A 12,771-nucleotide genomic window follows, 5' to 3' on the forward strand; every position below is an offset into this window, starting at 1 on the left:
TGATGGAATTCGTCCAGAATCCTCGCGCCTCAAACCGTCTTCATTCAATCAAAACTAGAGATAGCGCTGGCTGTAGCTCCAGACTGTATTTTGCAGCAGCATGGCGACGGTCATCGCGCCAACCCCGCCGGGAACTGGGGTGATAAACTGCGCGACCTTTTTGACGGAATCAAAGTGGACATCTCCCACTAAACGAGAATTACCGGCGTCGTCGGTGACGCGATTGATGCCAACATCAATGACGACAGCGCCAGGTTTGACCATCTCGGCGGTAATCAGCGCTGGACGCCCCACGGCTGCTAGCAGAATATCAGCGTTGCGGGTAATGGCTGGAAGCTCGTGCGATCGCGAGTGGGCGATGGTAACGGTGGCGTCTGCGTCTAAGAGCATCAAAGCCAACGGCTTGCCCACGAGGATACTCCGCCCTACCACTACTGCCTGTTTTCCCTTCACATCAATCTGGTATTCCTGCAACAGGCGCATGACTCCGGCTGGCGTGCAGCTGCGTAAACCAGCTTCAGAGCGCACCAGCCGCCCCAAGTTCAGGGGGTGTAGTCCATCGGCATCTTTATCTGGATCGATTTGATGCAGCAGGGAAACAGCATCCAAGTGGTTAGGTAGGGGCAGTTGAACGAGAATTCCATCAACTCGCTCATCCTGATTCAGGTTTTGAATGACTTGCTCTAGTTCTGAAGCGGTCGTTTCCGTCGGGAAATGGGAACCATAGGAGGCAATCCCAACTTTGGCACAGGCGCGTTCTTTATTCCGCACGTAGGCAGCGCTGGCTGGATTATCGCCAACCATCAGCACTGCGAGTCCCGGCGGGCGTCCCGCCGTGGCTTGTATTTGCTGAATTTGCTCTTGTAGCTGTCCGTAAATTCGTTCAGCGAGGGCTTTACCGTCTAATAGTTGGGCGATTGATTCGTCCATTGTGGTGTCAGGAATGTGGGCAGGAATTCGTTCTTTGGGGATGAAACAGAGCGCATCTGTCATAGGATAGTTTCGCAGATTTCCCACCCTTACTGCCAAAGGATAATGAGAGAAAAGGAACGCGATCGCGTTTTTCCGTTTGCCTTGTAGCTGCATCGCAGGGCGATTTCCTTCGCCTTGTTTGCATTTAATCTTATTTGAGGCAATCCTGCCCGACTGTAAATCTTTGGAAGATTCACTATATTTGTACCAGTCAGAGCCATCTGGATAGGGATAAGTATTAATACCGAAATAGTGAGAAACTTGAGATTTCCCCGATGCAAGATATGAGGTCAGTCAAAATCCGGGTATTGCAATTCAGCACCACCACGCTACTTTTGGGTGGGTTGTTCGGCTGCGGTCATGTGGCTCAGTCTGGATTGGGTCTGTTTAACAACCGCAGTGTCCCGATCACCAGTATTAGCGATCTTCAACAGAGTTATGAGGGCAACCCAACGGTTTATCTGGAAGGCAAGGTAGCATCTCAAGCGCCTTTTGTGGGAAGCGGCGCTTATGAATTGCGAGATGCGACGGGAAAAATATGGGTTTTCACCAGCCAGAGTCTCCCCGATAGAGGAGATGAAGTTCTAATCAAGGGGAAAGTACAGTATCAAAGCATTCCCTTCGCAGGGAAAGATTTAGGAGAAGTTTTTCTTCAGCAGCAGGAACAGCTAGAGCGGAAGCCAGCGAAGAAGGGAGCGCCTTTACTACCGGAAGGAAGCTATGAACAATAAACCAATTGTTGAGGTAGCGATCGCCATCCTCTATCGCCAGGGCAAATTTCTCCTCCAGCTGCGCGACAACATCCCCGGTATTCTCTACCCCGGACACTGGGCATTTTTTGGCGGACACATCGAACCTGGGGAAACGCCAGACGAGGCTATCAAGCGGGAGCTGCTGGAGGAAATCGGCTATACACCGCCCGCGTTATCATTATTTGGCTATTATCCCGATACTTACGTTCTTCGCCATGTCTATCAGGCTCCGCTTCCCGTGGAACTCAACCATCTGGTGCTAGGAGAAGGCTGGGATATGGATTTATTAACGCCTGAAGAAATTCAACGCGGCGAGGGTTACTCTGAAAAAGCTGGGCAATTACGACCGTTAGGCCCTCCTCACCAAAAAATTTTACTGGATTTTATGGACAAGTTTCCTCAATTGACTGCGTAGCCAGAGGCATAACTTTTTAATTGTTATGAATCCCGATTTCAAAACCTCAACATGATGCAATCAGCAAACAAATTACCGCGATGGGTCGTTTTAGGATTGGCATTTCCCCTCGCCGTTCTCAATGGTTGGCTATTGCTACTCGTGTTGCAATATTTTCAACCTCTAGTTAACGTTTTTGTTGCCGCACTCTTGCTGGCTTTTGTATTAGATTATCCTATCCGGTTTTTACAGCAACAAAAAGTTAAACGGAACAATGCGGTCGTCGCCGTTTCCCTGGTGGCATTGCTAATTTTGGTAGGTTTAGGACTTACCTTAGTTCCGATCATTTGGCAACAGCTCAACGAACTGGCGAATATCTTGCCTAGTTGGATTGATTCGGGGAGGCAACAACTCCAAGCTTTTCAAATTTGGTCTGAAACTCAGCAACTTCCAATTAACTTAGGTGGAATCGTTACTCAACTAACAGACCGATTATCCAGTCAACTTCAAAACGTAACGGGTAGAATTCTTAATTTTGCCTTTGATACGATTGGCACTGCTGTCAATGTTCTGCTAACAGTGGTTCTAACTTTCTATCTAATATTAAATGGAGATCGTCTCTGGGACGGAATTTTTAAGTGGTTTCCGGCTAGCTTTAGTTCCCAAGTAAGGCAAGCTCTCCGCGAAGATTTCCATAATTATTTTATCGGTCAGGCGACGTTCGCTGCTTGGAGCGGATGTGTGATCACGCTGGCATTTCTGGCTTTGCGAGTGCCGTTAGGATTATTGTTTGGAATTGCAATTGGTTTTTTGGCTCTTTTTCCCTTTGGTGCCGGAATCGGTATCAGCATTGTTAGTCTGCTAGTAGCATTACAAAATTTTTGGCTAGGGGTGGAAGTGTTAGCTGTAGCCGCCGCCATCGATCAAATCAATGCTAATTTCATCGCGCCTCGCATTTTAGGTGGTTTTACTGGCTTAAATCCTGTTTGGATTTTGCTTTCGCTGTTGATAGGAGCGAAGCTGGGAGGGCTATTGGGGTTATTAATTGCCGTACCTTTAGCGAGTTTCATTAAAAGTACCGCAGATAGCTTGCGCGACGGAAAATGGAGCGAGATAGAGGAGATTGAATCTGACTCTATACCCTTAAATGTTTCGCCTATCATAGCGCCCAATAGCTTAGCGAGCGATGCCGGGAGTTGATGACTGTTTTAATTGGTACAAATGCCCCTTGAGAAGGCAAGACTAATAAATGTTTCTTGAATCAACGCCGATAGTTTGGCATAACGGAAAGTTAGTTGAACGGGAAAATGCTGCGCCTTCTATTGCTAGCCATTCTCTGCATTTAGGTATCGGCGTTTTTGATGGGATCATGGCTTATTGGAATTGCGATCGCTATTACATTCATCGCTTAGATGCACATCTAGATCGCCTTCGCAATGGTTCTACACATATTGGTTTGGGTTTTTCTTGGTCGAACGAAGACCTGAAAGCAGGTATTCTGGGACTTTTAGAGGCAGTTCCGGCAACAAATTACTATATCCGACCGATTGTTTATCGTTCGGTGCCTCAACTGAACTTTAACGATACAATGCCAGTCGATGTAACCATCTTGGCGGTGACGATTCCCCGCGATGTTGATAAATCTCTGACTTGCCACATCTCCCCTTATGAACGGGTTTCTGGTAATGCAATTCCAGTGGCGTGGAAACTCTGTGGAACTTATGTAAACAGTTATTTAGCTCGTCGCGCTGCTGAAGTGGCTGGATTTAATGATGCTATTTTGCTTGACCAACAAGGCAGAATTACTGAAGCGGCAGTAGCTAATCTTTTTCTTCTGCAAGAGGATAGAGTAATTACGCCTGCGCTGACTGCGAATATTTTCCCTGGTATCACCCGCGCCACACTGCTTGATATTGCAGGGGAATTAGGAATTGAAGTGGTTGAACGGGATGTGCGACCAGAGGAATTAGGGAATTTTGACGGAGCTTTTCTGGCTGCGACGATGATGGAGTTGAAGCCATTAGCAAGTATTCATCCTTATGAATATGATTCGGCAAATCATCCTCTATTTCGACGCTTTTTGAAGGAATTTCGCGAAATTACGCACCAGTAGGAACGATTTTTAGCATCTCGCAAACTTCCTTGTGTGGAGACACGATTAATTGCGCCTCTACATCCCCTGGCGGGTGAAGACGTTCAGTACAAGATTTCAGGTTAACAAACTGCAAACAACGGCAAGAGATACGTGCGGTAAAGTCATTAAAGACCACGGCGTAGCACTGACTTTCCATGAACGTTTCTGACTCGGCATCTACCCCGACCGAACCCAAAATCCGTAACGCTGACTCACGACTGGTGGATCGCAGCAAGCTGAGTAAGATGTACCACCATTACGTAGAAGTGAAGGATAAGTATCCTCATGCGCTGCTGCTGTACCGGGTGGGAGACTTCTTTGAAACCTTTTTTCAAGATGCGATCGCTGTATCGAGAGAATTAGAACTTGTCCTCACCAGCAAGCAAGCGGGAGAAATTGGTCGGGTGCCGATGACGGGAGTGCCGCACCATGCTTGGGAACGCTACACGACTCAGCTGGTGGAGAAGGGGTATGCAGTTGTAATCTGCGACCAAGTAGAAGACTCTGCCGATACTGACCCTGGAAAGCTGGTGAAGCGGGAAGTGACGCGGATTCTCACCCCCGGTACGTTGCTGGAAGAAGGGATGCTGAATGCGCGTCGCAATAATTACCTGGCGGCGGTGGTGATTGCTGGGAATCATTGGGGTTTAGCTTATGCAGATATTTCTACCGGGGAATTTCTGACTACCCAATCGAGCGAATTAGAGCATCTAACGCAAGAATTGATGCGTTTGCAGCCTTCTGAAGTTTTGGTGCCGACGAATGCGCCAGATTTGGGCAGTTTGCTGCGACCGGGGGAGACTTCCGAGCATTTACCGAGTTGTTTGCCGCCATCTTTTTGTTATGCATTGCGATCGCAAACTCCTTTTACGGCTGGTGAATCGAGACATCGATTATTGCAGCGGTTTAAGGTGCGAAGTCTGGAAGGACTCGGTTGCGAACACCTCCCTCTTGCTGTCCGCGCTGCGGGTGGTTTGCTGGAATATCTGGAAGACACCCAGAAAGAAAACCTCGTTCCTCTCCAGTTTCTCCGCACCTACACCCTCAGCGATTATCTAATTCTTGACCACCAAACCCGCCGCAATCTAGAAATTACGCAAACTGTGCGGGATGGCACCTTTCACGGTTCCCTGCTTTGGGCGTTGGATAGAACTAGCACGGCGATGGGGGGACGTGCCTTGCGGCGGTGGTTGCTGCAACCGCTACTGGATATCAAAGGCATTGCAGCGCGGCAAGATACGATTCAAGAATTAGTCGAAAATAGCTTTCTGCGGCAAGATTTGCGCCAACTGTTGCGGCAAATTTACGATTTAGAACGGCTAACGGGTCGCGCTGGTTCCGGCACGGCGAATGCGAAGGATTTAGTTGCTTTAGCGGATTCTCTGGCAAAATTGCCGGAATTAGCGGAACTGGTGGCGGATGCTTACTCTCCGTTTATGAGAGCTTTGCAGAAGGTGCCGCCGGAATTAGAACAACTGGCAAAGCGACTCAGCGCCCATTTGGTAGATGCGCCTCCCATCCATATCAAGGAAGGCGGTTTGATTCGCCCCAATGTGAATGTCCAGTTGGATGAAATGCGAAGTCTTGCCCAAGAGGATCAGCAATGGGTGGCGAATTTGGAGGTGACGGAGAAGGCGCGAACCGGGATTTCCACGCTGAAGGTGGGCTTTAATAAGACATTTGGCTACTACATCAGCATTTCTCGTACCAAAGCCGACCAAGTTCCCGATAACTACATCCGCAAGCAAACGCTGACGAATGAGGAACGCTACATTACTCCGGAGTTGAAGGAGAGAGAAGCGCGGATTTTGACGGCGCGGGATGATTTAAATCGCCTGGAATATGAGATTTTCACTTCTTTAAGAGAAGAGGTGGGGCAATACGCAGAACAAATTCGCACGATTTCTCGTGCGGTGGCGGCAGCGGATGTGCTGTGTGGTTTGGCTGAGGTGGCGGTTTATCAGGGTTATTGCTGCCCTCAGATGGTGGAAGGTCGGGAAATCCGGATTATTGATGGACGTCATCCGGTGGTTGAGCAGTCTTTGCCTTCTGGGTTTTTTGTGCCGAATTCGACTGGGTTGGGGATGTCGGTGTTATTGAACCGCAAAGACGCAAAGAGCGCGAAGGAAGAAGGGGAGCAAGAAGAAAGACCAGATTTAATTATTTTGACGGGTCCGAATGCGAGTGGGAAGAGTTGCTATTTGCGGCAGGTGGGGTTGATTCAGTTGATGGCACAAATTGGTAGTTTTGTGCCAGCCAGGGCGGCGACTTTGGGAATATGCGATCGCGTTTTTACCCGTGTCGGTGCGGTAGATGATTTGGCGACGGGTCAATCTACCTTTATGGTGGAGATGAACGAGACAGCAAATATTCTCAATCACGCAACGGCGAAGTCTCTGGTACTCTTAGATGAGATTGGTCGGGGGACGGCAACATTTGATGGTCTCTCGATTGCTTGGGCGGTGGCGGAGTATCTTGCCAGTGAAATTCGCTCGCGGACGATTTTTGCCACTCATTACCACGAATTGAACGAACTTGCTTCAATTTTGCCGAATGTGGCAAATTACCAGGTGACGGTGAAGGAGTTACCCGACCAGATTATCTTTTTGCATCAGGTGCAACCGGGAGGCGCTGACCGTTCCTATGGCATCGAAGCAGGGCGGCTAGCAGGTTTACCCGCACCCGTGATTCAACGCGCCAAGCAGGTGATGAGCCAAATTGAAAAGCATAGCAAAATTGCTATCGGGCTGCGCCAAGGCGGGCAGGTAGAGGAATCATCTACCTTCTAGGGAGGAGATGCATACTTCTGTTTTTTTGGCAAGATTATTTTCTCCATACTCAGTCCACTTGATAAATAATCAAGCGGGACTAAAATCAGTAAATCTTTATACAAAATTGCTAACAATTCAGTAGTTTCTGGGTTTCATTTAGGCACCTAGAGGGCGCACATTAGTATTAGGGATCGGGCACCGTAGTTCTACTAAAAAAAGATTAATTAGGGAACTTATTTGCAGGGTGTTAGTGTCTGAATTCCTATCAACCAGTACGCATTAGCACTTTTCGTAGCAACTCTAAACGAGTTAGCGTTCCGAAAGGTGGCATCTCCAAAAGGAGATTCGCAGCATTAACGAGAAGGCTCGCTTCAGAAATTAGGGAAAAGCAATCTGCAAGTCAATTCATACTTAATTTGCCGGAACCTTTAACTTTTTCCGGAAATTCTAAGCATCTGGGTGCATATTCTACCAATACAATTAATGCCCTTTGTAATAACAGCACCCCTGTCAATGTTTGCTATGGAAGAAGTTACTACCCCTGCCTCTCCCACAGAAACTATCGCTCAAAAGGCTAGCCAGCTAAGTCTAATTGTTCAGGCTTTGGTGTTGACGGGCATTTTATCTTTGACCGCTACACTAACGCTCCCCAATCGCAAAGTTACTATTTCAAATCCTCGTTCTGGGGTTAGTTTATTAACATCGGTTCAGAATGCGGTTTTGCAGGACGTGTCTCAACATTCAGGGTTGCCAAAGTCGGCGCTAAACATTGTCCAAACTCAACCGCAAACTTGGTCTGATGACTGCTTAGATATTAATAACTTGGAGGTGCTTTGCACCGAGATGCAAGTTCCTGGCTGGCAAGTCACGGTAGGGAATGGGCAACGCCGCTGGATTTATCGCACTAATGCCTCTGGCTCGATGGTGAAGCTGGCTCAAGGCGTCACACCCAATCAATAGAGCAGAAAGTAGGGAAGGTTACTGGGGATCGCTATCGAACGTATATAATTCGTGCATCTAGTTTCAGCGATCGCAATGCGTAATAGATACTTTTCGCACTGGATTGGTCGGGAAATGACCCCGCTAAAATGTAATTTCCTAAATTTGACTTGGCGATCAATGCATCGGGTACGCACTGACGCACTTGTTCCAGCGTGGCTTCACTTCCGGAGGGAACCACGACCACATAGTGATATTTAGGCAGGCGTCCCAGAACGATTAAATTCCCTTCCTGACGAGTATTAAAACCGGGTCTTTGCGATATATTCAGCAGCTCGGAACAGGGCGATGCCTGCACGCTTGACGCTTGCAAATTCCAAATAATCCAACTCACCGCAGCTAATATAATCAATTTACTGACTTTAGGAAAAGTTTGAAAATTAGCTGTTAGTTTGTTGTCAGCGATTGGTTGTGTAAAAGTGGGTTTAATCAAGATATCTGCTAATCGCGAGTAGATGCACAAATCCTCTTCAAACGGTGAAGTTAAAAGAAATTTCACGCTGGATGTGCCGCTTTAGGCTGAAATATTCAGTGGGGGTGCGATCGCTTCCGCTGGATCTGCCAAGTTGACCTTCTCTCCCTGGATGCAGTAAATAATTGTTGCCTGTTCTCGTCCCCGCAGTTGAATGGCGCGGACAGCAGGCCCGTGATAGCGATCGCTTGCATAAGCAAATGTACTCCCACTGACAATCATTTGGTAGGGGTTGTGAATTTTTACTTCTTTATTCATCGGTTCCAGTCTGGCGGCAACATTGACGGTATCCCCCAAGACTGAATAATTCAGGCGTCGGGAACCTCCCACACTTCCGGCAACCACTGGCCCTGTGTGAATGCCAATCCCTATCTCAATCGTAGGCTTGTTAGCGTTGTGGAAGCGCTGGTTGAGCTTTTTGAGTCGTTCCTGCATCGCAATTCCTGCCGCGATCGCATTTAGGGCGTCCTGTTGAATTTCTTCCGGCGTGGTGTGCGAAAACGGAATCCCGAAAACCGCCATAATTGCATCCCCAATATATTTGTCGATCACACCGCCACGATCCATGATGCAATCTGTCATGGCGTCTAGGAACAGGTTCAGCCACTCGATTAATTCCCCCGGCGGTAGTTTCTCGGAAATACTGGTAAAACCCCGGATATCGGCAAATAAAACCGTGACCATCATTTCTTGGGCTTGCAGCTTCCCTTTGTGGAAGATTTCGTCTTTCCGGTGCCAAATGAGGTCAGCCATTTCTGGCGCAACGTGCTTGGCAAACAAACTCATCAGCTGCTGCTTTTCATATTGTTCTCGCAGCTGAACGCCGATCCCAGCAGCGATCGCGGTTCCCACAGGTGCGACGATGGGCAACCACCAGCCATCGTCGATGAAGGCACTCAGGGCAAAGATTACCCAACCACTCGGTAACAAAATAGCGATCGCCATTCGCGCCCACACTCCCTGTTTTAACAACAGCCAGCTAGTAATCGGGGCAATCCCCAACAACAAGAGCATTACTGTTGTTTTAGGCAGCGTGTGCAGCAGCTTGTCGTTCAGCAAGTTATCAATTAACGCCGCATGGAGATAAACTCCAGCCGTAGGAGGATTTTGATTGTAAGGCGATCGCAAGCGATCGATAGCGGTTGCCGTGACACCGACTAAAACAAACTTGTTGGCGAAGGCTTTCGCGTCAACTTTGCCTTCCATGATTGAGGCATAAGAATAGGTGGAGACATTTTGGGTTGGCCCAGGCCAGTTAATCCAGACATCTTTACGCCTCTGAACCTCAGCCAGATGAGGCAGGGATACCGCCTCTGGTGCCTCTAGCAGCATTGCTAAACCGAGAGCGGGTTTGGTGCCAAAAAAGAGGGCTGCCTGTCGGCTAATGCCGTCTGCGTCGGGATTGTGCCAAATTTGACCTTCCCCAAGTGCCGCTTTTTTTAATTTGGGTAATACTTCCAGAGGTTGCCCGCGATTGTCCCAAGCCGTTGCCAAGATGACATTGCCAGATTTAGCGATCGCTTTGGCAAATTTCTCATCCCCTTGGCCTGGATCGACGAACAACACATCGAAACCAATGACTGCTGGAGAGGCTGGTTCTAGCTTCTGCAACAATTGGGCATAGCGATCGCGCGACCAAGGAAATTTCCCGTATTTCTTTAAACTCGCATCGTCAATCGCAATCACCGCGACCCGACGATCCCAATTCGTCTGCGGTAAGATACTGGCGCTACGAGCTTGAAACAGCGCACTGTATACAAGCCGTTCCAGGGGTTGCCATGCCCCTATCTGCCATAACCCGACAGACAATAAACCGACCATTGCGCCCGGAACGATTGATTGACTGCTAGAAATAAAACGCTGATTTTTTTTAAACCAATTTTTGATTAACACGTTGATTCCATCAAAAACATCAACCATCGTGATTGCTTGCCTGGAAACATACGGACTTTTCCCAAGCGTTCCGCACGCTCACCGGATGGTAAATGCCCCTGATGGAATACTGAATTTATCGCGATTCTCTATTCTTGGATGCAGTCCAGTTGAACCCCGCCCCTGTCCTTCCCCTTGAACGAGGCTACCGTGTATACACAAGTCTTCTTGAACTTGCAAGTCCCGTTTTGATCCCCCCAACCCCCCTTGAAAAGGGGGGCGAATTAAGTCAAAGTCCCCCTTTTTAAGGGGGATTTAGGGGGATCAATCAACGTTTTGCCAATTAATCAAAGATGTGTATACACCGTAGGGGTTGGGGGTGAGGTTACGAGTGTGTATATATGCACTAAGAGTGAGAACTGCTACAAGCTTGATTCAGACAAAACGCGATCGCATCACGAGATACGCGATCGCGTCACAGTATTGGCGCTTTCAAGTTCTTTGACGACTTCTCCAGTAACTCATGCCCTTGAGAATTTTTACCTCACTCGTGCGGAGGATTTTGCCAATTGATTCGCGTTCCCAAGCTCAGATTGAGAACGCGAATTCGTGGGTTGCTGCCTCGTCTTTTCCGACTAAAAAGGAGAGGAAAAGGCTATCCGATAAAAATTATTGATTCACAGGATTCTCCGATGTCCCCGCACTATTCGGAATTTCCAATTCATAAACTTGTTGATTGCCCAAGGGATTCCGCACGACTAATCTCAGCTGCCGATTAGACGGGATTGGCACCACCGTATCGAGTTGTCCCTCGCCTCCCGTATCCACAATCTGATTATTCACTAACACTAAATTGATTGGGTCTACCGTTCCAGTGACTCTAACTTGACCATCGCCTGTCACCGATAGAACCTGTAATTTCAGTCTCGTGTCACCCGTTGTCACCTTGGGAATCGTTGGAGCCTGTCCCGGAACAATTAAAGCAGAATACCCCGGCTCTACCAACACAGTTTTCCCTCGCGCACTAAAGGCTACTTTGCCTCGGATAGTTGAAAGCCCAGTTTTCCCATTGGAACCGACGGTGACGCCAAATTCTGTGCCTCTCGTCCCAGCAACGCCCCCAGGCGTCTCCACTTCAAAGCTAGAGTTAGGGTTAGTAAAAGATCGCACTTTGGCGCTGACCTGTCCCTTATCCATATAAAGGCGCGTTTGTTTGCTACCATCCTTACTTGTCTTTAAAGTCTTGACTTGCACGTTGGTGTTTTCGGAAACCTGAACCGTACCGATGCCATCTTCCATCGCCAAAACAGCACTGGCGTCGAAGTTGGTGCTGAGACTACCGGATGCCTGCAAGCGATCGCCAACTTTCACTGGCTTTCCTTGAGTTGTTACCGTACCGTTCGTTTCTTTGACTTCTATCGAGCGTGGACTAACCGCAGCTCGGACACTTTCGGAGATAAACGATAAGGAAGTAAGGACTAAGCTACCGGCTAACAGGGATAATCCTAGTAGGGTGACTGGAAAAACAGGGAACTTCATAGAGAATCGGGAGCCATAACGGGTGAACGCAAAGACGATTTAAGGACTACTGAAAGAAAAAAGGTTTCTACAGCAACTTTGGTATGATTCTTCGCTTGCAACAATTTCAAATCAGGATTCTGACAGCTTCTCGCCGTTCCTGGCGGCAGTTTTTTTTGAGTTGCCTCTTGACACTGGTTGTTTCTTTCAGCTGCCTGCTGGGGACGCCATCAGCTTTAGCGGGTATCAACGACGACAACTTTGACGGGAATGTTTTTCTCCTCTATGGCGGCAATGCCTCGCTGGTTCCCCCGCGAGTGGCATTGGCAGATTCTCTTAAAGGAGGTAAACCGGCATTGTTGGTGTTCTACGTGGACGACAGTAGCGATTGCAAGCAACACGCAATCGTCGTTTCGCAGCTTCAAGCTTTTTATGGTCGAGCCGCTGATTTCATCCCCATCGACGTAGATTCGATTCCAGTACAATCCAACTTTACACCTACGGAACCGGGCTACTACTACGAAGGCCTCGTCCCCCAAACAGTCTTGCTAAACCAGAAGGGCGAAGTTGTCCTCAACCAAAAGGGTACGGTGGCGTTTGAGAAAGTAGACGATGTTTTCCGTGAAGTGTTTAACTTGTTACCTCGCTCAGAATCGGTGGAGCTGAAGCGGCGACTCGTGAATGAGTTTAATACGGAGTTAGCCAAGTAAGTGGAGTTTTGTGGGTGGAGAATCTTGACTGTTTCAATTTCCGACAGGCGCGATCGCTCAACTCACAAGACAAAATCCTTGACAAATTTAGCAAAGTGTTCGTTTGCTCTCACTTCTTCAGTTTCTTCAGTAGCAAAAAACTCGATTCCTGCTCAAAAGGGGTGATTCAAAGTTTTG

The 12,771-nt window shown here is 48.2% G+C and carries 13 protein-coding genes; 8 read left to right on the top strand and 5 right to left on the bottom strand.

All coding sequences use genetic code 11. The features are described 5' to 3' along the window. Positions 1-54: 54 nt before the first annotated feature. Entirely contained in the window at positions 55-930 is an 876-nt protein-coding gene (gene folD / locus NC996_RS06325) for a bifunctional methylenetetrahydrofolate dehydrogenase/methenyltetrahydrofolate cyclohydrolase FolD (protein ID WP_190689654.1), read from the bottom strand. A gap of 326 nt (positions 931-1,256) precedes the next feature. Here folD and NC996_RS06330 point away from each other — a divergent pair, with 326 nt between their 5' ends. From NC996_RS06330 to NC996_RS06345, 4 genes are read left to right on the top strand one after another with little or no spacing between them, the layout of a single operon-like run. Then, complete coding sequence (locus tag NC996_RS06330; protein WP_190689656.1) at positions 1,257-1,703, top strand: hypothetical protein; 447 nt, start codon at positions 1,257-1,259, stop codon at positions 1,701-1,703. After that, positions 1,693-2,139: an NUDIX hydrolase gene (locus tag NC996_RS06335; RefSeq protein ID WP_190689390.1), complete on the top strand. Its 447-nt coding sequence runs from the start codon at positions 1,693-1,695 to the stop codon at positions 2,137-2,139. The genes NC996_RS06330 and NC996_RS06335 overlap by 11 nt, the downstream gene beginning before the upstream one ends. 54 nt (positions 2,140-2,193) lie before the next feature. Next, positions 2,194-3,318: an AI-2E family transporter gene (locus NC996_RS06340; protein ID WP_190689658.1), complete on the top strand. Its 1,125-nt coding sequence runs from the start codon at positions 2,194-2,196 to the stop codon at positions 3,316-3,318. 49 nt (positions 3,319-3,367) lie between these two features. Further along, complete coding sequence (locus tag NC996_RS06345) at positions 3,368-4,231, top strand: aminotransferase class IV (protein WP_190689393.1); 864 nt, start codon at positions 3,368-3,370, stop codon at positions 4,229-4,231. Here NC996_RS06345 and NC996_RS06350 read toward each other — a convergent pair. Further along, positions 4,218-4,409 (bottom strand): hypothetical protein, encoded by a 192-nt coding sequence (locus NC996_RS06350; protein ID WP_190689396.1) that lies wholly within the window; start codon positions 4,407-4,409, stop codon positions 4,218-4,220. The two genes, NC996_RS06345 and NC996_RS06350, sit on opposite strands and share 14 nt — an antisense overlap. Between NC996_RS06350 and mutS the strand changes: the two genes are divergently transcribed. Further along, a complete protein-coding gene (mutS, locus tag NC996_RS06355; protein ID WP_190689399.1) occupies positions 4,408-7,041 on the top strand; it encodes a DNA mismatch repair protein MutS in 2,634 nt (877 codons plus the stop codon). The genes NC996_RS06350 and mutS overlap by 2 nt on opposite strands. 504 nt (positions 7,042-7,545) lie before the next feature. After that, positions 7,546-7,983, top strand: a complete 438-nt coding sequence (locus tag NC996_RS06360; RefSeq protein ID WP_190429281.1) for a hypothetical protein — start codon at positions 7,546-7,548, stop codon at positions 7,981-7,983. A gap of 31 nt (positions 7,984-8,014) precedes the next feature. Here NC996_RS06360 and NC996_RS06365 read toward each other — a convergent pair whose 3' ends face one another. Both NC996_RS06365 and NC996_RS06370 read right to left on the bottom strand, forming a co-directional pair. Then, complete coding sequence (locus tag NC996_RS06365) at positions 8,015-8,521, bottom strand: hypothetical protein (protein WP_190436465.1); 507 nt, start codon at positions 8,519-8,521, stop codon at positions 8,015-8,017. A gap of 15 nt (positions 8,522-8,536) precedes the next feature. Next, positions 8,537-10,414 carry an adenylate/guanylate cyclase domain-containing protein gene (locus NC996_RS06370; RefSeq protein WP_199303325.1) on the bottom strand — a complete coding sequence of 626 codons (1,878 nt, stop codon included), beginning with the start codon at positions 10,412-10,414 and terminating at the stop codon, positions 8,537-8,539. Positions 10,415-10,759: 345 nt separating this feature from the next. On the opposite strand from NC996_RS06370, the gene NC996_RS06375 reads away from it, so the two are divergent. Continuing rightward, the gene (locus NC996_RS06375) at positions 10,760-10,939 is read left to right on the top strand and encodes a hypothetical protein (protein ID WP_190411377.1); all 180 of its coding nucleotides are present in this window, start codon (positions 10,760-10,762) and stop codon (positions 10,937-10,939) included. A gap of 96 nt (positions 10,940-11,035) precedes the next feature. Here the strand turns inward: NC996_RS06375 and NC996_RS06380 are convergent, their stop codons facing one another. After that, entirely contained in the window at positions 11,036-11,905 is an 870-nt protein-coding gene (locus NC996_RS06380) for a FecR family protein (protein WP_190526763.1), read from the bottom strand. Between the two features lie 83 nt (positions 11,906-11,988). On the opposite strand from NC996_RS06380, the gene NC996_RS06385 reads away from it, so the two are divergent. After that, complete coding sequence (locus tag NC996_RS06385; protein ID WP_190411379.1) at positions 11,989-12,594, top strand: thylakoid membrane photosystem I accumulation factor; 606 nt, start codon at positions 11,989-11,991, stop codon at positions 12,592-12,594. Positions 12,595-12,771: the final 177 nt, after the last annotated feature.

Origin of the sequence: Trichocoleus sp. ST-U2 (genome assembly GCF_039961875.1) — a bacterium.
Taxonomy (GTDB): Bacteria; Cyanobacteriota; Cyanobacteriia; order Cyanobacteriales; family FACHB-T130; genus FACHB-T130.

What these genes read in the sequence shown, in the direction of transcription:
- folD (WP_190689654.1), bottom strand. Translation starts at nt 930, where the DNA reads ATGGACGAATCAATCGCCCAACTATTAGACGGTAAAGCCCTCGCTGAA.
- NC996_RS06330 (WP_190689656.1), top strand. Translation starts at nt 1,257, where the DNA reads ATGAGGTCAGTCAAAATCCGGGTATTGCAATTCAGCACCACCACGCTA.
- NC996_RS06335 (WP_190689390.1), top strand. Translation starts at nt 1,693, where the DNA reads ATGAACAATAAACCAATTGTTGAGGTAGCGATCGCCATCCTCTATCGC.
- NC996_RS06340 (WP_190689658.1), top strand. Translation starts at nt 2,194, where the DNA reads ATGCAATCAGCAAACAAATTACCGCGATGGGTCGTTTTAGGATTGGCA.
- NC996_RS06345 (WP_190689393.1), top strand. Translation starts at nt 3,368, where the DNA reads ATGTTTCTTGAATCAACGCCGATAGTTTGGCATAACGGAAAGTTAGTT.
- mutS (WP_190689399.1), top strand. Translation starts at nt 4,408, where the DNA reads ATGAACGTTTCTGACTCGGCATCTACCCCGACCGAACCCAAAATCCGT.
- NC996_RS06350 (WP_190689396.1), bottom strand. Translation starts at nt 4,409, where the DNA reads ATGGAAAGTCAGTGCTACGCCGTGGTCTTTAATGACTTTACCGCACGT.
- NC996_RS06360 (WP_190429281.1), top strand. Translation starts at nt 7,546, where the DNA reads ATGGAAGAAGTTACTACCCCTGCCTCTCCCACAGAAACTATCGCTCAA.
- NC996_RS06370 (WP_199303325.1), bottom strand. Translation starts at nt 10,414, where the DNA reads ATGGTTGATGTTTTTGATGGAATCAACGTGTTAATCAAAAATTGGTTT.
- NC996_RS06380 (WP_190526763.1), bottom strand. Translation starts at nt 11,905, where the DNA reads ATGAAGTTCCCTGTTTTTCCAGTCACCCTACTAGGATTATCCCTGTTA.
- NC996_RS06385 (WP_190411379.1), top strand. Translation starts at nt 11,989, where the DNA reads ATGATTCTTCGCTTGCAACAATTTCAAATCAGGATTCTGACAGCTTCT.